General features: G+C 64.2%; 19 protein-coding genes. 4 read left to right on the forward strand and 15 right to left on the reverse strand.

Annotated features, from left to right (window positions below; genetic code table 11):
* Positions 1-91 precede the first annotated feature (91 nt).
* Entirely contained in the window at positions 92-883 is a 792-nt protein-coding gene (locus ACSSU5_RS25825) for a MipA/OmpV family protein (protein ID WP_492560232.1), read from the forward strand.
* Positions 884-964: 81 nt separating this feature from the next.
* Here ACSSU5_RS25825 and ACSSU5_RS25830 read toward each other — a convergent pair whose 3' ends face one another.
* From ACSSU5_RS25830 to pedF, 13 genes are all read right to left on the reverse strand, one after another.
* Entirely contained in the window at positions 965-2,692 is a 1,728-nt protein-coding gene (locus ACSSU5_RS25830) for a PAS domain-containing hybrid sensor histidine kinase/response regulator (RefSeq protein ID WP_264312985.1), read from the reverse strand.
* Positions 2,676-3,839: an alcohol dehydrogenase-like regulatory protein ErcA gene (gene ercA / locus ACSSU5_RS25835; RefSeq protein WP_099429598.1), complete on the reverse strand. Its 1,164-nt coding sequence runs from the start codon at positions 3,837-3,839 to the stop codon at positions 2,676-2,678. Before ercA ends, ACSSU5_RS25830 begins: the two co-directional genes overlap by 17 nt.
* A gap of 89 nt (positions 3,840-3,928) precedes the next feature.
* Entirely contained in the window at positions 3,929-5,071 is a 1,143-nt protein-coding gene (gene pqqE, locus ACSSU5_RS25840; RefSeq protein WP_492560233.1) for a pyrroloquinoline quinone biosynthesis protein PqqE, read from the reverse strand.
* A complete protein-coding gene (gene pqqD / locus ACSSU5_RS25845) occupies positions 5,049-5,321 on the reverse strand; it encodes a pyrroloquinoline quinone biosynthesis peptide chaperone PqqD (protein ID WP_264312983.1) in 273 nt (90 codons plus the stop codon). Before pqqD ends, pqqE begins: the two co-directional genes overlap by 23 nt.
* The gene (gene pqqC, locus ACSSU5_RS25850; protein WP_264312982.1) at positions 5,318-6,070 is read right to left on the reverse strand and encodes a pyrroloquinoline-quinone synthase PqqC; all 753 of its coding nucleotides are present in this window, start codon (positions 6,068-6,070) and stop codon (positions 5,318-5,320) included. Before pqqC ends, pqqD begins: the two co-directional genes overlap by 4 nt.
* A gap of 31 nt (positions 6,071-6,101) precedes the next feature.
* Positions 6,102-7,016: a pyrroloquinoline quinone biosynthesis protein PqqB gene (gene pqqB / locus ACSSU5_RS25855; protein WP_492560234.1), complete on the reverse strand. Its 915-nt coding sequence runs from the start codon at positions 7,014-7,016 to the stop codon at positions 6,102-6,104.
* Between the two features lie 53 nt (positions 7,017-7,069).
* A complete protein-coding gene (pqqA, locus tag ACSSU5_RS25860; RefSeq protein ID WP_003253598.1) occupies positions 7,070-7,141 on the reverse strand; it encodes a pyrroloquinoline quinone precursor peptide PqqA in 72 nt (23 codons plus the stop codon).
* 216 nt (positions 7,142-7,357) lie between these two features.
* A complete protein-coding gene (gene exaC / locus ACSSU5_RS25865; protein ID WP_264312980.1) occupies positions 7,358-8,878 on the reverse strand; it encodes an acetaldehyde dehydrogenase ExaC in 1,521 nt (506 codons plus the stop codon).
* Positions 8,879-9,013: 135 nt separating this feature from the next.
* The gene (gene pedH, locus ACSSU5_RS25870; protein WP_492560235.1) at positions 9,014-10,828 is read right to left on the reverse strand and encodes a PQQ-dependent alcohol dehydrogenase PedH; all 1,815 of its coding nucleotides are present in this window, start codon (positions 10,826-10,828) and stop codon (positions 9,014-9,016) included.
* A 278-nt stretch (positions 10,829-11,106) separates the two neighbouring features.
* Positions 11,107-12,045: a quinoprotein relay system zinc metallohydrolase 1 gene (locus tag ACSSU5_RS25875; protein WP_492560236.1), complete on the reverse strand. Its 939-nt coding sequence runs from the start codon at positions 12,043-12,045 to the stop codon at positions 11,107-11,109.
* A gap of 41 nt (positions 12,046-12,086) precedes the next feature.
* Positions 12,087-12,848 carry a quinoprotein dehydrogenase-associated SoxYZ-like carrier gene (locus ACSSU5_RS25880; RefSeq protein WP_264312977.1) on the reverse strand — a complete coding sequence of 254 codons (762 nt, stop codon included), beginning with the start codon at positions 12,846-12,848 and terminating at the stop codon, positions 12,087-12,089.
* Positions 12,845-13,720: a substrate-binding periplasmic protein gene (locus tag ACSSU5_RS25885; protein ID WP_264312976.1), complete on the reverse strand. Its 876-nt coding sequence runs from the start codon at positions 13,718-13,720 to the stop codon at positions 12,845-12,847. Before ACSSU5_RS25885 ends, ACSSU5_RS25880 begins: the two co-directional genes overlap by 4 nt.
* 5 nt (positions 13,721-13,725) lie before the next feature.
* Positions 13,726-14,187 (reverse strand): cytochrome c-550 PedF, encoded by a 462-nt coding sequence (gene pedF / locus ACSSU5_RS25890; RefSeq protein ID WP_264312975.1) that lies wholly within the window; start codon positions 14,185-14,187, stop codon positions 13,726-13,728.
* Between the two features lie 253 nt (positions 14,188-14,440).
* Between pedF and exaA the strand changes: the two genes are divergently transcribed.
* Together exaA and ACSSU5_RS25900 are read left to right on the forward strand one after the other, a co-directional pair.
* Entirely contained in the window at positions 14,441-16,336 is a 1,896-nt protein-coding gene (gene exaA, locus ACSSU5_RS25895) for a quinoprotein ethanol dehydrogenase (protein ID WP_264312974.1), read from the forward strand.
* Positions 16,337-16,401: 65 nt separating this feature from the next.
* Positions 16,402-17,061, forward strand: a complete 660-nt coding sequence (locus ACSSU5_RS25900; RefSeq protein ID WP_492560237.1) for a pentapeptide repeat-containing protein — start codon at positions 16,402-16,404, stop codon at positions 17,059-17,061.
* 140 nt (positions 17,062-17,201) lie between these two features.
* Here ACSSU5_RS25900 and ACSSU5_RS25905 read toward each other — a convergent pair whose 3' ends face one another.
* Both ACSSU5_RS25905 and ACSSU5_RS25910 read right to left on the reverse strand, forming a co-directional pair.
* Complete coding sequence (locus ACSSU5_RS25905; protein ID WP_492560238.1) at positions 17,202-17,840, reverse strand: response regulator; 639 nt, start codon at positions 17,838-17,840, stop codon at positions 17,202-17,204.
* The gene (locus ACSSU5_RS25910; RefSeq protein WP_492560239.1) at positions 17,840-19,114 is read right to left on the reverse strand and encodes a HAMP domain-containing sensor histidine kinase; all 1,275 of its coding nucleotides are present in this window, start codon (positions 19,112-19,114) and stop codon (positions 17,840-17,842) included. The genes ACSSU5_RS25905 and ACSSU5_RS25910 overlap by 1 nt, the downstream gene beginning before the upstream one ends.
* 164 nt (positions 19,115-19,278) lie before the next feature.
* On the opposite strand from ACSSU5_RS25910, the gene ACSSU5_RS25915 reads away from it, so the two are divergent.
* Positions 19,279-20,475, forward strand: a complete 1,197-nt coding sequence (locus ACSSU5_RS25915; protein WP_492560240.1) for an ABC transporter substrate-binding protein — start codon at positions 19,279-19,281, stop codon at positions 20,473-20,475.
* The last annotated feature ends 17 nt before the right edge of the window (positions 20,476-20,492 follow it).

A 20,492-nucleotide genomic window follows, 5' to 3' on the forward strand; every position in this document is an offset into this window, starting at 1 on the left:
AACCGTTGATACCACCCGAGCAACTCGGGCCACTGACTTCAGCGCGCGCACTGACGCCACGGTAGTACGATCAACCCCACGGACCCCTATCATGCGTTCAACAAAACTTTGTATCTCTCTCGTTACCCTGTGCGCGTTCGGTAGCACCAGTAGTGTATTGGCAGAAGAATGGGAATACAGCCTGAGTGCCGGTGTGGCGAACATGCCACGGTACAGCGGCAGCGATGAGCGGTTTACTACCCCGGTGCTGGCCGGCGAAGTCATCAGCCCGTGGGGCGTGTTCCTCAATACCGAGCAAGGTCTGGGTTGGCGCCATGATTGGGACAAGGCCAGCATCAGCGCCTATGTCGGCCCCAGTGACAAACGCAAAGACAAGCGGAGCAGCACTCATGCGGGCTCGAGCAGGCTTAAAGGCATGGGTGAGATAAAGTCCCGCGCTCAGTTCGGAATCAGCGGCAACTATGACCTTGGCCCAGTTATCCTCGGCGCCACGCTGGAACACGCGTTGGAAGAAGATGACGACGACGACGCTGGCAAGGCGTACACCTCCCTTGAACTGTCGCTGGGTACCAATTTGTATGTAGGCCAGTATGGATCGTTCGACCTCGGCTTCAGTAGTTTGTTTGGCGACAAGCACTATATGCAGACCTGGTATGGCGTCACCACGGGCCAAGCATCAAGAAGCCGCTTCCAGGCCTATGACGCCAAAGGGGGGTTGGTCAGTACGGGCATGAATCTGACGTGGGCCGTGCCATTGGGCGAACACACCACATTCACAACCCTGCTGGACGTACAGTATTTGTCCAAGGAGGCAGCAGACAGCCCGATTGTCGAGCGGCGCCTGCAAAGCGCAGTCGTAGGCATGCTGGACTACACCTTCTGAGCATGGCCCATGGGCTCAGGCCTCGGGCGTCAGTGGCGGCAACGGCGGCTGCCCGATGCCGTTCACAAGCCTGTCACGGGCCTATCCAAGCAACTGGCTCAACACGGCCCGCAACTTCCCCGGTTTGACCGGCTTGTTCAGCAGCGGCGCGCCGAGCTTGTGCAACGCGCGTCGGCACTGATCGCTGCGGTCTGCGGTGATGATCACCGCAGGAATGGCGGTGGCAAAATGTTCGCGCAAGTGCCTGACCACCTCGCACCCCACAACGCCGTGATCCAGGTGAAAATCCGCCAGGATCAGTTCCGGCGCGTGCCCCTGCAAGGCCACCAAGGCACCCGCCTCGTCGGTGGCGGTCACCACCTCGCAGCCCCACTGCCCAAGCAGCGCCCCCATGCTCTGGAGGATGCTCACTTCGTTGTCGACCACCAGCAGCCGCCGGCCCGGCAACGGGTTACCGGCACTGGGCTGCGGCGCGGCTGGGTGGATAGGCAGGGGGATTTTTTCGCCGATCGGCACCTCGATGCTGAACATCGAGCCACGGCCCGGCCATGACCGCACCTGGACCCGGTAACCAAGAATCTTGGCGATCCGCTCGACGATGGCCAAGCCCAGGCCTACGCCTTTGCGATCGGCAGCGCGGCCGACGTCCAGCTGATTGAACTCAAGGAAAATGGCCTCCAGCCGATCCTCGGCGATGCCCCGCCCGGTATCCCACACCTCCAGACGCAAGCAACCGCCGCAACGCCTGGCCCCCAGCAAGATCTTGCCCTCATCGGTGTAACGGCATGCGTTGCTGAGAAAGTTGCGCAAAATCCGTGTCAGCAGCCGCAGGTCGGTGCTGATGGCATAGTCGCCGACGCGCGCCCGCAGTTTCAGGCCTTCGGCATCCGCCACCGAGCGGAACTCCGAAACCAGTGGGCCGAACAGTTCGTCGAGGCGGTACAACGCGACATCAGGCTTGACCGCCGCCTGATCGAGCCGGGAGATGTCCAACAGGTCGGTCAGCAGGTCTTCGGCGCCCTCCAGTGCCTGGTGGGTACGCTCCACCAGCAGCTGTTCTGCCTCCGGCAACTGCCGTTCGCGCAGGGTCGAAATCAGCAGGCGGGCGGCATTGAGCGGTTGCAGCAGGTCATGGCTGGCGGCAGCGAGGTATTTGTCCTTGCTGCGGTTAGCAGTTTCAGCGGCGTCGCGGGCAACGCGCAGGGCCCGGGCAATCGCTTTACGCTCGGTGATCTGCTGTTGCAGGTTGCGGTTGGCCTCCAGCAGTTCATCGGTACGGGCAGCAACCCGTTGTTCGAGCTCGTCATTGAGTTGTTGCAGGTGCTGCTGGGCCTGTTTGCGCTCGGTGATGTCGGCGACGAAGCCTTCGACCAAGCCTTCCTGGCCGGGCTTGAGCAGCAAGTTCATCAGCACATCGAGGTGGCTGCCGTCCTTGCGCCGCAAGCGGGTTTCGTAGCCGTGCAGGCTGTGTTCACGCGTGAGGGCCCTGGTGATGGTGTGCAGCTCTTCGGCACCGCCGACAAACAGGTTGGTGGCCAGGTCAGTCAGGGAAAACAGCACCGCTTGGGGGCTCTCGTAGCCCAGCATGCGCGCCAACGCCGGGTTGGCGGCACGCATGCCCTCTTGCAGGCTGGCCTGGAAAATCCCGTGGACGGCGTTTTCGAACAGCCATTTGTAGCGGTTGCGTTCGGCCTCCAGCTCGTCCAGGCGGGCCGCAAGCTCCGGGTAATGGCTTTTGCGGGCCGAGTGGTCACCCAGCCCCAACAGCCCGGCCAGCGCCCGCTGCTGCTCGTCAGAGGGCCTCGCCATAGACGACCTCGACATCACGCTGGCTCGACTCGCGGGGGTTGGTGAGGATGCACGGGTCATCCATCGCATGCTGCGACAAAAACGGGATGTCGGACGTACGCACCCCGTGCAAGCCCAAGGTTTCGTGGAAGCCGATCGCGTGCTTCAGGGCGATCAGGTGGTCCACCAGGCGCCCGCAGATCTGCCGGTGATTGAGGCCGCGACAATCAATGCCAAATACCTCGGCAATCACCTTGAAACGCTCCGGCGCCGAGCTGTAGTTGAACGCCACCACGTGTTCCACCAGCACGGCGTTGCACAGGCCGTGGGGCAAGTCGAGAAAACCGCCCAGGCTGTGGGACATGGCGTGCACCGCGCCCAGAATCGCATTAGAGAACGCCAGCCCGGCCTGCATGCTGCCCAGCATGATCTTCTCGCGCAGGGCGATGTCGGTCGGGTTGGCGATCATCTGCACCAGGTTGCCATTGATCAAGCGCATGGCTTCCAGCGCATGGGGGTCGGTCAACGGCCCGTGGCCGGTGGAGACGAACGCTTCGATGGCATGCACCAGCGCATCGATGCCGGTGCACGCTGACAGGAACGGGTCCATGCTCAGGGTGGTTTGCGGGTCGATCAGCGAGACGTCGGGCACCACGGCCTTGCTGACGATGGAAAACTTCATGCGCTCCTGCTGGTTGGAAATGATCACGAACTGCGACACGTCCGCCGAGGTGCCGGCCGTGGTGGGGATCAGGATCAGCGGCGGGCTGGGCACGCGGATCATGTCCACGCCTTCGAACTCAAGGATGCTGCGCCCGTGGGCGACCACGATGCCGATCGCCTTGCCACAATCCATCGGGCTGCCGCCGCCCACGGCGACAATCACGTCACAGTGGTTCTCCCGGTAGATCTCGGCGCCCAGCATGACCTCTTCGACCCGAGGGTTGGGCGACACGGCCGTGTACAGGCAGTAATCGATGCCCTGCGCCTGCAGGCTGGCCTCGACATCCGCCACCCAACCGGCGGCAATCACACCGGGGTCGCTGACCACCAGTACCTTGCGGGCGCCGAAGGTCTTGGCGTAATTGGCGACGTTATGCCGGCAGCCGGCACCGAAGATGATTTCAGGCGAAACAAACTTACGCAGCGGGCTGAAACTCTGGCTCATTGGAAAGCCTGTTCTTATTGTTCTGGAAGGTGACCGCCAGCGTAATGCATCCCGCCGAGAAAGTAATCAGACCAAAGCGTTGCCACGGCTCAGCCACGATAAATCAGGCGCGACGCCTGCTCGTTGCGCAAGGTCAGTTGCGCCAGCCCCTGCCCCGCCGTCTCTGCTTCCTGCCGGGCCTTGAGAATCACGCCGTGGTGCGGCGACTTGCTGCACACCGGGTCTGCATTGGCCGCATCGCCGGTGAGCATGTATGCCTGGCAGCGGCAGCCACCGAAATCCTGGTGCTTTTCATCGCACGAGCGACAGGGCTCCTTCATCCAGTCATTGCCACGGAAGCGGTTGAAGCCGAATGAATCGTTCCAGATGTGCTCGATGCTGTGCTCGCGCACGTTGGGGAAGGCCACCGGCAACTGGCGGGCGCTGTGGCACGGCAACGCAGTGCCGTCTGGGGTGATATCGAGGAACAGGTTGGCCCAGCCGTTCATGCAGGCCTTTGGGCGTTCTTCGTAGTAATCCGGCGTGACGAAAATCAGCTTGCACGGATGCCCTTCGGCCTCCAGCCGTTGTCGATAGCCCTGGGTAATGCGCTCCGCACGCTGCAATTGTTCGCGTGTCGGCAACAGGCCGACACGGTTGAGCTCAGCCCAACCGTAGAACTGGCAGGTCGCCAGCTCCACGAAGTCCGCCTGCAACGCCAGGCACAGCTCGATAATGTCGGCAATCTGGTCGATGTTGTGCCGATGGGTCACGAAGTTCAGCACCATCGGATACCCCTGGGCCTTGACCGCCTTGGCCATCGCCAGCTTCTGGGCGAACGCCTTGCGCGAGCCGGCCAGCATGTTGTTGACCGCCTCATCTGCTGCCTGGAAGCTGATCTGGATATGGTCGAGCCCGGCGAGCTTGAAGTCGCGGACTTTCTGTTCGGTCAGGCCGATGCCAGAGGTGATCAGGTTGGTGTAGTACCCCATGTCCCGCGCAGCCTTGATCAGCTGCGCCAGGTCCTGGCGCACCAGCGGTTCGCCGCCGGAAAAACCCAGTTGCGCGGCGCCCATCGCCCGTGCCTCGCGGAATACCCGGATCCACTCCTCAGTGGTCAGCTCCTGGCCATGCTGGGCAAAGTCCAACGGGTTGGAACAATACGGGCATTGCAGCGGGCAGCGGTAGGTCAGCTCCGCCAGCAGCCACAGCGGCGGCCCAGGGCGCGGGTCATTCAATCCAGTGCTTGGCACGGGCCACCTCCAGAAACGCCAGCACATCCTCGTCTAGCCCCTGAACATCGGGGAACCGTTGCGCCAGGCCGTCGATAATCGCCGCCACGCAACGCTGGCCGTCCAGTAATTCAAGTACCCAGCCGGCACTGGGATTGAGCTTGATCATGCCCTCGGGGTACAGCAGCACATGGCAGTCCTGACGCGGTTCCCATTGCAGGCGGAACCCGCGGCGCAAACCCAGCACCTGTTCGCCATCGATCAGTTTCACAGGGCGATCCCCCGATGCCAGACGCTTTCCTGCGTCACGCTGTGGTACGGCGGCCGCTCCAGCTCATACGCCATGCTCATGGCATCGAGCATGCTCCACAGCACGTCCAGCTTGAACTGCAGAATTTCCAGCATCCGTTGCTGGCCCGCACGCGTGACGTAGTGCGCCAAGGTGATGCGCAGGCCATGTTCGACGTCGCGTCGTGCCTGGCCCAGGCGTGTGCGGAAATAGTCATAGCCGGCGGCATCGATCCACGGGTAGTGCTGGGGCCAGCTGTCCAGGCGCGACTGATGGATCTGTGGCGCGAACAGTTCGGTCAGCGAACTGCTGGCAGCCTCCTGCCAGCCTGCGCGGCGGGCGAAATTGACGTAGGCGTCCACGGCAAACCGCACCCCCGGCAGGACCATCTCCTGGGACAGGATGCGTTCACGGTCCAGCCCGACCGCTTCGCCAAGGCGCAACCAGGCCTCGATGCCGCCTTCGCTGCCCGGCGCGCCATCGTGGTCGAGCACCCGTTGCAGCCATTGCCGGCGTACCTCACGGTCCGGGCAGTTGGCAAGTATCGCGGCATCCTTGAGCGGGATGTTGACCTGGTAATAGAAGCGGTTGGCAACCCAGCCCTGAATCTGCGCCCGGGTCGCACGCCCGGCGTACATCGCCTGATGGAAGGGATGATGAATATGGTAGTAAGCGCCCTTCGCCCGCAGGGCCGCTTCGAATTCGCCGGGTGTCATGGGGGTGTCGGTCATTGCGGTTCTCCAGGTTGCGCGGTGCCAGCCACTACAGCGCGATAGACAAGCCGTCATACGCCACTTCAATCCCCCGCCGATCCAGCAAGGCCCGCTCGGCCGAGTCTTCGTCGAGGATCGGGTTGGTGTTGTTGATATGGATGAGGATCTTGCGCTGACGGCTGAAGCCCTCCAGCACGTCGAGCATGCCACCGGGGCCGCTCTGCGCCAGGTGGCCCATCTCACTGCCCAGGCTCTGGCCGACTTCGCACACACGCATCTCATCGTCGCGCCACAGCGTGCCGTCCAGCAGCAGGCAGTCGGCATGGCGCATCCAGCTCGACACCTCGGCATCGACCTGCCCCAGGCCCGGCGCATAGAACACCGAGGCACCGCTGCGCCGGTCCTCGATGAGCAGGCCGATGGTGTCGCCCGGCTGCGGATTACCGCGATTGGGCGAGTATGGCGGTGCGTTGCTCACCAACGGGATCGCGCGAAATTGCAGGTTGGGGCAGGCGGCGATGCGAAATGGTTCGCGGTCCAGGCCGATGCATTGCCACTGCAAGCCACCGTTCCAGTGCTTGAGCATGGTGAACAGCGGGAAACCGCTGCTCAGGTCTTGATGAACCCGCTCGGTGCACCACACCGTATGCGGGCAACCTTCGCGCAGGCTGAGCAGGCCCGTGCAATGGTCGATCTGGCTGTCCAGCAGCACCACCGCGCCAATCGCCGTGTCGCGCAGGCGGCGCGCCGGTTGCAAGGCGGGGAAGTTTTCGAGCTGGACGCGGATGTCGGGCGAGGCGTTGCACAGGATCCACTGCTCGCCGTCGTCGCTCACCGCGATCGAAGACTGCGTGCGCCGCTGCGCCCTCAGGCTACCGTTGCGCACACCGGTGCATTGACGACAGTTGCAGTTCCACTGCGGAAAACCACCGCCAGCGGCGGAGCCGAGAACACGAATGTGCATGGGCAACTATCCCCAGAGAAGGAACGGCCATCGCAGCGATGGCCGCAAAGCCATTAACGATTGGCGAAGTACATCGTCACTTCGAAGCCAATGCGTAGGTCGGTAAAGGCGGGTTTAGTCCACATGGAGCATTCCTCTTCTTGTGCCGGGCGATTCCGGTAGAGGCATTAATGCACGGGGGGCGGCGGGGCCGAATGCTACTTTGGAACGAGCTTGCGGGGTGCGTTGGTAGGGGGTAACGCGGGCCTTCACGCACGCGGGGAGGCGCCCACCCAGAGCCCTCCCCGCGTGCGTCGTTGCATCCAGGCACGGCGGCACCCTACCGCCGCGCCTGTGTGCCCTTAGAAGAAGCCCAGCGGATTGATGTCATAGCTCACCAGCAGGTTCTTGGTCTGCTGGTAGTGGTCGAGCATCATCTTGTGGGTCTCGCGGCCCACGCCGGATTTCTTGTAACCACCAAACGCCGCATGCGCCGGGTACAGGTGGTAGCAGTTGGTCCACACGCGCCCGGCCTTGATCGCCCGGCCCATGCGGTAGGCACGGTTGATGTCGCGGGTCCACAGGCCAGCGCCCAGGCCGAACTCGCTGTCGTTGGCGATGGCCAGGGCTTCGGCTTCATCTTTGAAGGTGGTCACGCCCACCACCGGGCCAAAGATTTCTTCCTGGAACACGCGCATCTTGTTGTGGCCCTTGAGCAGGGTCGGCTGGATGTAGTAACCGGTCGCCAGGTCACCGTCGAGCCGTTCGGCGCCGCCGCCGGTGAGCAACTGCGCGCCCTCCTCCTTGGCAATCTCCAGGTAGGAGAGGATCTTGTCGTATTGCTGCTCGGAGGCCTGGGCACCCACCATGGTCTCGGTGTCCAGCGGGTTACCACGGGTGATCTTGGCGATCTTCTTCATCACCTCGGCCATGAACGGCTCGTAGATTGATTCCTGGATCAACGCTCGCGAGGGGCAGGTGCAAACCTCGCCCTGGTTGAAAAACGCCAGCACCAGGCCTTCGGCAGCCTTTTCGATAAACGCAGGCTCGGCCTGCATGATGTCTTCGAAGAAGATGTTCGGCGACTTGCCGCCCAGCTCGACGGTGGACGGGATGATGTTCTCGGCCGCGCACTTCATGATGTGCGAGCCCACCGGGGTGGAGCCTGTGAAGGCGATCTTGGCGATGCGCTTGCTGGTGGCCAGGGCCTCGCCAGCTTCACGGCCGAAGCCCTGGACGATGTTCAACACGCCCGCTGGCAGCAGGTCGGCGATCAGCTCGGCGAAAATCGTGATCGACAAAGGCGTCTGCTCAGCGGGTTTGAGCACCACGCAGTTGCCGGCGGCCAGGGCCGGGGCGAGTTTCCAGGCGGCCATCAGCAGCGGGAAGTTCCACGGAATGATCTGCCCGACCACCCCCAGGGGTTCGTGGAAATGATAAGCCGTGGTCAGTTCGTTGATCTCTGCCGCGCCACCTTCCTGGGCCCGGATGCAGCCAGCGAAGTAGCGGAAGTGATCCGCCGCCAGCGGTACGTCGGCATTGAGGGTTTCGCGCACGGCCTTGCCGTTGTCCCAGCTTTCGCTGACGGCGAGGACCTCCAGGTTCTGCTCGATGCGGTCAGCGATCTTAAGCAGTACCAAGGCACGGTCCTGGACCGAGGTCTTGCCCCAGGCCTCGGCAGCGGCATGCGCAGCGTCCAGGGCCAGGTCGATGTCCTGGGCGGTGGAGCGCGGGAATTCGGCAATCGGCTGGCCATTGACCGGCGAGCTGTTGGTGAAGTACTGGCCACCGGACGGCGGCACGAACTCGCCGCCGATAAAGTTGCCGTAGCGTGGCTTGAAGGACACGACGGCGCCTGGGGTTCCGGGTTGTGCGTAGATCATGCTGAGCCTCTGCTGGTCGATGCCTGTCCAACGACAGGCGATGAACCCATGGTAAAAAGCCCCGCCTGCCGGACGAATGCATCGTTGGCAGCGGAGCTCTCGTCATTTGGTAGTAGGGCCGCAAGCGGCCCGCTGTCAGCTTTGCGGCTTGGCGCTAGGCGTTTGTGCCTCGACACTGGCCGCCTGCTGCAATTGCTTGGGCAGCTTGAAGGTCCAGAGCATGCCGCCCTGGTTGAAGTCCTTGACCCGCTTGGCCACTTCTCCGCCCCACAGCGGCACCGCGCCGCCCCAGCCGGAAAGCACCGAGACGTATTGCTCGCCGTCCATTTCCCAGGTCACGGGCGAACCGAGCACACCGGAGCCGGTCTGGAATTCCCAGACCTTCTCGCCGGTCTTGGCGTTGAACGCCTGCAGGAAGCCTTCTGGCGTGCCGGTGAACACCAGGTTGCCCTTGGTGGTCAGCACCCCGCCCCACAGCGGCGCGTAGTTCTTGTGCCGCCAGACTTCCTTGCCGCTGACCGGGTCAATCGCGCGCAGCACGCCGATGTAGTCTTCATTGAGCGGCTTGATGGTGAACCCGGCCCCGAGGAACGCCGCGCCCTTCTTGTACGCGATGCCTTCGTTCCAGATGTCCATGCCCCATTCGTTGGACGGCACGTAGAACAGCCCGGTGTCCTTGTTGTAGGCCATCGGCATCCAGTTCTTGGCACCGAGGAAGGCCGGGGCGACGAACACCGAACTGCCCTTGGCCTCGCTGCCGGGTGCCCCTGGCCGGCTGGCCTCGTTGTAGATAGGTCGGCCATGCTTGTCCAGGCCCGTTGCCCAGGTGATCTTGTCGACGAAGGGGAAGCCGCGGATGAATGCGCCGTTGGTGCGGTCCAGCACGTAGAAGAAGCCGTTACGGTCAGCGGTAGCGGCGGCCTTGATCTCTTTGCCGCCCTCCTTGTAGTTGAAGGAGATCAGTTCGTTGACGCCGTCGAAATCCCAGCCGTCATGGGGCGTGCTCTGGAAGTGCCACTTGATGGTGCCGTCGTCCGGGTTCAGGGCCAGGCGCGACGAGGAATACAGGTTGTCGCCGGGGCGCAGGTGGGAGTTCCACGGCGCTGGGTTGCCGGTGCCGAACAGCAGCAGGTTGGTTTCTGGGTCGTAGTAACCGCCCAGCCACGGCGCTGCACCGCCGGTCTTCCACAGGTCGCCGGGCCAGGTCTTGCCCGCCTCGCCGCCAGAAATCCCATTCTCGATCGCCTTGCCGTCCTTGTAGACGTAGCCCATGTGCCCTTCCACGGTCGGGCGCATCCACAGCAGCTCACCGTTTTCCGGGTTGTAGGCCTGGATCTTGCCCACCACGCCGAACTCGCCACCGGCCACACCGGTGATCAGCTTGCCATTGACGATCATCGGCGCGGCGCTGATGGAATAGCCTTCTTTGTGGTCGGCGACCTTTTTGCTCCACACCACCTTGCCGGTGTCTTTGTTCAGGGCCACCAGCTTGGCATCCAGGGTGCCGAAGAACACCAGGTCGCCGTACAGCGCGACGCCGCGGTTGATCACGTCACAGCAGGGGCGGATGTCGTCCGGCAGGCGCGCATCGTATTGCCAGAGTTTTTTGCCGGTACGGGCATCGACAGCGAACACCCGCGAATAGGAACCGGTCATGTACATCACGCCGTCCTTGATCAGCGGCTGGGCCTGCTGGCCGCGCTGCTTCTCACCGCCAAACGAAAAGGCCCAGACCGGCCGCAGCTCCTTGACGTTGCCGACATTGAGCAGGTCCAGCGGGCTGTAGCGCTGGCCCTGGACACCCAGGCCGTTGGTCACGATCTGCTGGGGGTTCTTGGGGTCCTGGAGGATTTCTTCATCGCTGACAGCGGCCTGTGCCGCGCCGGACAGCAGCATGGCGCTGAGCACCAGGCTCACGGCGAACAAGGGACGACGTGGGGATCGGGTCATGACGGCTACCTTTGGTTTTTTTGTTGTCCCCGGGAAATTTTCCCGGTGTGCCGAGAATTCTTGGGCCCGACCTGCTTGCCAACAATTGCCCGCAATGTGGAGTTTTCTAGTTCCTTGGTACAACGCCTCTCATAGAACAACGCATAGCTTGTTGAGGTAGCAGGGACCCTGTGTGAGCGGGCTTGTCCCGCGAACACCGGCAAAGCCGGTGCCAAGCACCGCGTAGCCCCATTCGCGGGACAAGCCCGCTCCCACAGCCTGTAGGCTGCTTCTGCTGGTCAAATAGGCGGCTTGCCGTCGATACGCTGCAACCGCAAACGCTCATACCGCGGATACAGATGACTCACGCTGCGAATCAACTCGTACCGGGTCAGGCTGATACCGGCAAACCGCTCAGGGATCGGGCTGCGGATCATCTCGACCATGTCATCCCCGCGCGCCGCGCCGTCGCGCATCAGGCCATCCAGCCAACCCAGGTAATCACGCATCTGCGCAAACGGCTTGGCATCGCTGGCCACCGGGCCATGCCCGGGCACCAGCAGTTTCCAGGGCAAGGCCTGCAGGGTGTCCAGGTCCTTGAGCCAGATGTCCAACCCTGGGCTGTTGGGGGTGGTCAGGGCGCGCTCGTAAAACACCAGGTCGCCGGCAAACAGCACGCCGGTCTTCTCATCGAGAATCGCCAGGTCCGCACCGGTATGCCCGCCCAACGCCAACAGCCGCAGGCGATGCCCACCCACCTCATGCACGCCGGGCTCCAGCACCCGGGTCGGCAGCACCACCTCGGTGCCGCGCATCCAGTCGCCGACCAGGCGGTACATATTCTCGGCCATCGCCTCGCCTTGCTGGCGCAACAGGTCGCCAGTCCCGGCCAGAGCACCGATGGGCACATCGGTAAAGGCCTGGTTGCCCAGCACATGGTCGGGGTGATGATGGGTCAGCAGCACTTCGACCACCGGCTTGTCGGTGGTGGCGGCAATGGCTTGGCGCAAGGCCTCGCCGTAGCGCTTGGACGGCCCGCTGTCGATCACCACCACGCCGCTGTCGGTGACGATGAACGCGGTATTGACGATATTGCCGCCGTTGCCTTTGGCGAAATTGTCGGTGCTGCCCTCCAGCAGCCAGGTGCCTTCCGCTATCTGCCGGGGCGTAAGTCGATAGTCCAGGTCAGCCCAGGCCGGCAGGCCCAGGCACAGCAATAACAACAGCATCCAACGCATGAGGGGCGCCTCTGGTCAGGGAGTGAAATCGAGCAACACGCTCACGGAACCGCCGCCTCGAACCGGTTACCGCTGTTGTCCCGCAACAGCAGCCGGGTAAGCCCGGGGCCCTGGATATCGAAGCCCAGGTTGGGGTTCTCGCTGACCGCCGGATACAGCGCGAGGCTGGCCAGGCGCTGGCCATCCGCGCCTTGCAACTCGGCATGCTCAAGGAAGAATTCGGGAATGCCGCTGACCAGGCCGTTGTCCATCGGGTGGGACACCTGCAAACGCAAGCGGCTGCCATCGCTGCGCGGGTAGCGCCCGCCCAGTACCTCACCGACGTGTTCCTCCCAGCCAGGCTGGGTGCGCACCACGCTGGGCGCGGTACAGCCGCCGCCGGCCGCGTCGATCAGGGTCGAGCCGACATGCCACAGGCCGTCACGTGTCAGCACGGCGGCGCGCAGCGGCGTGGCCTGCTCGATGCGGATGCGGATCGACAGCCACGGCAGCACACGCTCGCCAGGCTCGAAGTCGACAATGCGCGGCAGGGGGTTGAGCTCGGCCCAGGCGATGATCCGTACCACCTCGCCGGCAAATGCCCGGGCGTCGATCTCCAGCGGCACCTGGCGGGCGTCCTCGGCAAAGGGCGGCGCCAGCAGCTTGACCCGGTCATCGAAAACGAAAGGTGCCTGCCCCAGTAATTGCTTGTGGTAGAAATCCCACATCACCGAGGGCACCGGGTCGGTCTTGCTGATCGGTTCACTGGCCTGGGCTGCCCAAGGCATCCAGCAGGCCAGCAGTAACGTCGCTCGCCAGTTCATTGGTACATCTCCGGGACCTCGTAACGCAGGCCGTACGTGGCATACATCGCCTTCAGCCGACCATCGCGGATCATCGCCTCAAGGGCTTCTTCCACCGCATAAGCCAACTGGCGGTTGCTCTCATGCACCGCCATGCCGATGTCCCAGGCCTGCTTGCCAAGGTTGGGGTAGGCGTTTTCTGCCAGGGCCAGTTGCGGGTCGGCGGCCCGGTGCAACTGCCAGTCCACCTCGCCGCGCATCGCCATCACAGCGTCCACCTGGCCGGCCTGCAACGCGCCGAACGCCTGCTGCACGCTGGGGTAATGGTGGGTCTTGGCGCTGAGCATGCCGTTGAACACCGAGGTCAGGTAGAACGACGGCACGCTGTCCACCTCAACCCCGATGGGGTGCTCCTGGAACACCGCGACACTGGCCACCGACGCCAGGCGGCGGCGATCATAGGCCACCTGCCAGCGCTCCTGCTGATAGGGGCCAAACATCACCACCTGGGCGTTTTCCAGCTCGCCCAGTTCGTTGCGCTTCTGCGCGTAGGCGTGGTCGTAGGGCACGCGCATCATCAGGTCGGCCAACTGCTGGTGGCGCAACGGGCTGCCGCGCCAGATGTAGTCGCGCAGATCATCGTCGAGCTTTTCCCCCGGCGGCGCCCAGATCAGTTGCAGGCGTACACCCAGGGCCGTGGCCAGCGCTTGCGCAAGCTCCACATCAACACCGCGAGGCTGGCCGTGATCCTCGAAGCTGTAAGGCGCAAAATCCTTGTACACCGCCACCTGCAGTTCACCGGCGGCGATGATCGCGTCGTAGTTGCGCACCTGTGCCTGCACGGCCGCACAGCACAGTAGCAGGCCAGTCAACAGCACGGCCGACAGACGCATGGCAATCACTCCTCGACGTGCACGCTGTCCAGATAGGTGCGCACCGCCCACAAGGCTTCCTGGCTCAGGTAGTCGGCCATCTTCGGCATGTACACCCGCCCGTCACGCACCGCGCCGTGGCGTACCCGTTCGACGAACCACTCATCGCCGGCCTCGCCGACATCGAGCATGCGCAGATCCGGGGCAATACCGCCGGACTTGGCTTCCAGGCCATGGCAGGCCGCGCAGTTCTGGTTGTAGGCCGAGGCGCCGATTTCCACGGCCTTGTCGTGCTCGGGGGAGGTACGGTACGGGTTGACCGCCGCCCAGCCGTCGCCGTCCAGGCTTACCCCAGCGTCCTTGATCGGGGTCAGGCCTTGGGTTTCCACCGCCTGGGGCACCACATTGCCATGGGCCCACACCGTGCCGGTCAGCAAAGCACTGGCCAGCAGGCCTGTGGCGAGCAAGACGTTGCGTTTTTTTGTCATTGTTATGCCCTCAAGATTGCACGCAAGGCCTCAACCACAGAGGCCGTGCCGCCATCTTAGAAACTGCCCGCGCGCGGCCGTATGCTGCTTTGGTGGCCGGGCCGTACTCCCTTGGTAGTAGGGCGTGTGGCGAAGGGCCAAATGAGGTGCCGTCTGGGAACTATTCCCGGCAAGGGCGGGAACTTTTCCGTATCCCCGGCAACCGTCCCGCCGCACCCTGTGCAGGCCAATACCTCCACAGGGAACTGCAACCATGACAATAAGATCGCTACCCGCCCCTTCCCCTCTGGCCCTGAGCGTGCGGGCCCTGCTGCTGGCCGGTAGCCTGGCCTTCTGCACTGCGGCCACTGCGGCCACCGCCCCAGCGGCACCTGCCAGCAAGAACGTGACCTGGGAAGACATCGCCAACGATCACCTGACCACAAAGGACGTGCTGCAGTACGGCATGGGCACCAACGCCCAACGCTGGAGCCCGCTGGCCCAGGTCAACGACCAGAACGTGTTCAAGCTGACCCCGGCCTGGTCCTATTCCTTCGGCGACGAAAAACAGCGCGGCCAGGAATCCCAGGCCATCGTCAGCGACGGCGTGGTCTACGTCACCGGCTCCTACTCGCGGGTCTTCGCCCTCGATGCCAAGACCGGCAAACGCCTGTGGACCTACAACCACCGCCTGCCTGACAACATTCGCCCGTGCTGTGACGTGGTCAACCGCGGGGCGGCGATCTTCGGTGACAAGATCTACTTCGGCACCCTCGACGCCCGCCTCATCGCCCTCGACAAGCGCACCGGCAAAGTGGTGTGGAACAAGAAGTTCGGCGACCACAGCGCCGGCTACACCATGACCGGCGCCCCGGTGCTGATCAAGGACAAGACCAGCGGCAAGGTATTGCTCATCCACGGCAGCTCCGGCGATGAGTTTGGCGTGGTCGGCCAGTTGTTCGCCCGCGACCCTGACACCGGCGAAGAGGTGTGGATGCGGCCCTTCGTCGAAGGCCACATGGGCCGCCTGAACGGCAAGGACAGCACCCCGACCGGCGACGTCAAGGCGCCGTCCTGGCCAGACGACCCCACCACCGAGACCGGCAAGGTCGAGGCCTGGAGCCACGGCGGCGGCGCCCCTTGGCAGAGCGCCAGCTTCGACCCCGAGAGCAACACCATCATCGTCGGCGCCGGCAACCCCGGCCCCTGGAACACCTGGGCGCGCACGTCCAAGGATGGCAACCCTCACGACTACGACAGCCTCTACACCTCAGGCCAGGTCGGCGTCGATCCGAGCACCGGCGAGGTGAAGTGGTTCTACCAGCACACGCCGAACGATGCCTGGGACTTCTCCGGCAACAACGAGCTGGTGCTGTTCGACTACAAGGACAAGGACGGCAAACAGGTCAAGGCCACCGGCCACGCCGACCGCAACGGTTTCTTCTACGTGGTGGACCGTAACAACGGCAAGTTGCAGAACGCCTTCCCCTTCGTCGACAACATCACCTGGGCCAGCCATATCGACCTCAAGACCGGGCGCCCGGTCGAAAACCCCGGCCAGCGTCCGGCCAAGCCGCTGCCGGGTGAAACCAAGGGCAAGCCGGTGGAAGTCTCACCACCGTTCCTGGGCGGCAAAAACTGGAACCCCATGGCCTACAGCCAGGACACTGGCCTGTTCTACATCCCCGGCAACCAGTGGAAGGAGGAGTACTGGACCGAGGAAGTGAACTACAAGAAGGGCTCGGCCTACCTGGGGATGGGCTTCCGTATCAAGCGCATGTACGACGACCACGTCGGCACCTTGCGCGCCATGGACCCGACCACCGGCAAGCTGGTCTGGGAGCACAAGGAGCAACTGCCGCTGTGGGCCGGCGTACTGGCGACCAAGGGCAACCTGGTGTTCACCGGCACAGGCGACGGCTTCTTCAAGGCCTTCGACGCCAAAACGGGCAAGGAGCTGTGGAAGTTCCAGACCGGCAGCGGCATCGTCTCGCCGCCGATCACCTGGGAGCAGGACGGCGAGCAGTACATCGGCGTGACCGTGGGCTATGGCGGCGCGGTGCCGCTGTGGGGCGGCGACATGGCCGAGCTGACCAAGCCAGTGGCTCAGGGCGGCTCGTTCTGGGTGTTCAAGATCCCGAGCTGGGACAACAAGACCGCTCAGCGGTGACCGCCTGCGGGGAGCGGCCAGCGCCCTCCCCGCAACAGCCCTTCTTTCACCGGGAGTCTTTCGCCATGAACTACCTGCCATTTGCCCTGCTGCTGGCCTTTACCCCTGCCATGGCCGTGACCGCCGACGACGCGGGCAACGATGCGCCCTTGACCATCAACGGCTGCGTGATCGCCGAAGCCAGCCAGTGCCCGGGGGCCAACCTGCGTGGCGCCAACCTGGCCAACCAGGACCTGCGCAAGATGAACCTGGCCGGCGCCGACCTGCGCGATGCCGACCTGCGCCATGCCCGTCTGGACCTGGCCAACCTGGAAAAAGCCCGCTTGCAGGGCGCCAACCTGACCCGCGCCAGCCTGCAGCAGAGCAACCTGCGGCTGGCGGACCTGAGCCATAGCATGCTGATTGCCATTCAAGGTTGGGGGCTGTTTGCCCAGGGTGCGCAGTTTGAGAAGGCCGACCTCAGCGCGGCGTACCTGCAGTTCGCCAGGCTTTCAGGGGCGAAAATGCACCAGGCCAACCTGCGGGCGGCGGACCTGGAGATGGCCTGGCTGAGCAAGACCGACCTGCAAGGGGCCAACCTCGGCGATGCCAACCTGCAGGAAGCCAAGTTTGGCCAGAGCAACCTGGCGCAAGCGGACCTGCGCGGGGCGCGGCAGCATTATGGGAATTTTCAGGAGGCCAATATGGAGGGGTGCAAAGGATGCCCTGAAACGTGGGACAAGTGATCGCAGCCAGCCTGCAGCCACTCAGTTATCTGTGGGAGCGGGCTTGCCCGCGAAGAAGGCGACGCGGTGCCTGGCACCGGCTTCGCCGGTGTTCGCGGGCAAGCCCGCTCCCACCGTTCCATGCTCAAACTACAAAGGCCTCACCCCGCCACCCTCACCACCCCCAGATCAATCCCCAAATGCACCAACTCGGCATGGGAACTCACCTGCAACTTGCTCTTGAGCAAGGTCAGGTGGTTGGACACCGTCTTGGCGCTGATGCACAGCTGCTCGGCAATCACCCGCATCGGGGTGCCCTTGGCCAGCATCACGAAGATCTCCAGCTCGCGCTGGGTCATGCGCTGCAAGCGCGGGTCGCGGGCGCCCTGTTGCGAGGCACAGGCCAGCTGAGTGGCCAGGGACTGTTCGATATAGGCATGCCCAGCCAACACCCGATGCACCGCCTCGATCAGCACCTCAGGCGCCGAGTTCTTGGTCAGGTAACCCGCAGCGCCCGCGTCCAAGGCCTGGCGCACCAAGGGCAGTTCGTCGTGCATGCTGAAAAACAGCACCCGCAGCTGTGGCAGGCGCTGGCGCAGGCGGCGGGTGGTCTCCAGGCCGCTGATGCCGGGCAGGCCGAAGTCCATGATCACCAAGTTCGGCACTTGCTCCTGAACCCGGATCAGGGCCTCTTCGCCACTGGCGGCCTCGCGCACCTGCATCAATGGCAGCACTGCCCGCAGCAGGCTGGCATAACCCTGGCGAACCACGGCGTGGTCATCCACCAATACGATATTCATCAGACCTCCATGGGAATGTTCAGGGCCAACGCCCAACCGGCGCCGGGACGGCTGAAAATACGCAATTCGCCCCCCAGGCTGCGGGCGCGTTCGGCCATCGAATGCAGGCCTACTCCAGGTCGCTGGGGTTGGTGCGCGCCGCAGCCGTTGTCGCGAACCAGCAGACGCAAGCCCTTGGCGCTGCGTTGCAGGCGTACCCGCACCTGGCTGGCGCCGGCATGCCGAGCGACGTTGGTCAACGCTTCCTGCAGCAAGCGATACAAGTGCGTTCTACTTTGCCCAGGCAACGCCGGCAGGCGCTCGCCGACCCGCAAGCGGCAATCGATGCCTTGGCTGGCCTGCCAGCGGCTTACCAGCACGCCGAACGCTTCGGCCAGCGGCACGTGTTGCAACGCCACCGGGTACAGGTCGTGTACCAGGGCACGAAAGCCTTGCTGCAGGCGTTCGCAATTGAGTTCCAGGGCCCGCGCGGTCTGCTCCACCACCGTGGGCTGGTCCGCCACCATGCGCAGCAGACAGACCTGGGCGCGGATACCCGCCAGGTATTGCCCCAGGTCGTCGTGCAGGGCCTGCGCCAGGTGGGTGCGTTCCTGTTCCTGCACCGCCAGCAGCGCCTGGGTCAGTTGGGCATTGTCGGCGCGGGTCTGCTCCAGCGTCGCGGCCATGTGGTTGAAGTGCTCCGCCAGCTGGCGTGCCTCCGGCAGGCCGGCCTCGCGCAGGCGCGCAGTCAGTTGCCCACCGGAGACCTGACGCAAGGCCCGCAACAGTTCATCCAGCAAGCCCAGGCCCCGCCGCACCGCCCAGCGGATGGTCAACAGGCTCAAGAGCAAGGCCAGGCCGCACACGCCCAGCAACTGCTGCAGGGAATCCCGGACTTCGTCGATTTCATCCCGCGCATCCACGGCGATCGATACTCGGCGCCCGTCACTCAAGTCCAATAGCCGGGTGCTGTGGCGCCGATCGCCAAACAGCTGGCGACCCAGCCAGGCATCAAGGCCTGCATCCAGCGGCATCTGCGCGGTTTCCGCCGCCGCCAGCCAATGCACCCGCACATGGCGCAGGCTCTGGGTTAGCCGCGGTTGCAGGCTCGCCGGGTCGCGCTCGGCCGTGTCTGCGAGGTACTCCACCACGGCCTCGGCGGACTGCAACTCACGCTCGACGTCGGCCACCGCCTGGTGCAACAGCAATCCACCACAGGCCAACGTCACCAGGGCGAAAAAAAACGTGACCCAAAGGTTGATCCGCCACTGGGCCGACAGATTGATGAGGCGCATTGGGCAGTTTCCTCCGGGTGAACGCGGCCAGGGCTGCGGTCCATCGTAAAACCGAGGCCTTAGTGGTGATTTACTACCTTGGTACTGGCCGAGCGCTACTTTCTGCATATTTCCCGCTCCCGGCAGGCTTCCTATGCTGGCGCCATCTGCCGTGGAGTGCGTTTATGCGCCAGCCTGCCTCTGTTGCCCTGACTTGCCTGCTGGCCCTGGCCACGGCGCTGTGCCCGGTCTTTGCGTCCGCCGACCAGCCCCCGGTCGCAGAGCAGCTGTTGCAGGTGCGTATCGGTTACCTGAGCTATCGCCCCGACCCCGGCCCGTTGCTGTCCAACATCATCCCCGAGCCCGCCGACGCAGGGCTGCAGGGCGCCGAACTGGCAATTGTCGACAGCAACAGCACCGGGCGTTTCCTCAAGCAGGCGTTCAGCCTGGCCAGCGCTAACGTCGACAGCCCCGAGGCCCTGCTGCAAGCCGCCAAGGCCCAGCATGACCAGGGCCTGCGGCTGTTCGTGGTGAACGCGCCCGCGGCCAGCCTGCGCGTACTGTCTGCCGCCCTGCCCGACAGCCTGCTGTTCAACGCCGGTAGCCCAGACGACAGCCTGCGCAGCAGCCAGTGCCTGGGCAATGTGCTGCACAGCCTGCCAAGCCGCGCCATGCTGGCCGATGCCCTGGTGCAGTTTCTGGTGTTGCGCAAATGGCAGCGGGCCCTGCTCATTGTCGGCCAGGCCGAGGACGACCAGGCCTATGCCGCAGCCCTGCGCAGGTCCCTGAAGCGCTTCGGCATGCAACTGGTTGCCGAAAAAACCTGGCGCTTCGACAACGACCAGCGCCGCAGCGCCCAGGCCGACATGCCGCTGTTTACCCAGACCGCCGAGTACGACGTGGTGCTGGTGGCCGACGAGCGCGGTGATTTCGGCGAGTACCTGCCCTACCAAACCTGGTACCCCCGCCCCGTAGCCGGCACTCAGGGCCTGACGCCCACCGGCTGGCACAAGACCGTGGAAACCTTCGGCGCCGCGCAGTTGCAAAAACGCTTCGAGGCCCAGGCCGGTCGCTGGATGAACGACCGCGATTTTGCCGCCTGGATGGCCGTGCGCAGCATCGCCAGCGCAGTGAGCAAACTGCGCCAAGTCGAGGCACGCGCCCTGCAGCACCTGCTGCTCAGCGACCAACTGCCGCTGGACGGTTTCAAGGGCCGCAAGCTCAGCTACCGGCCGTGGAACGGTGAACTTCGCCAACCCATCCCGCTGGTCCAGCCCCGCGCGCTGGTCAGCACTTCGCCCCAGGAGGGCTTCCTGCACCCCTTCAACGAAATGGACAGCCTGGGCTACGACAAGCCCGAAGTGACCTGCGGCTACCCCTGAAACCGATAATCACAAAA

It is taken from the genome of Pseudomonas sp. E1MeOHC2 (assembly GCF_058745025.1).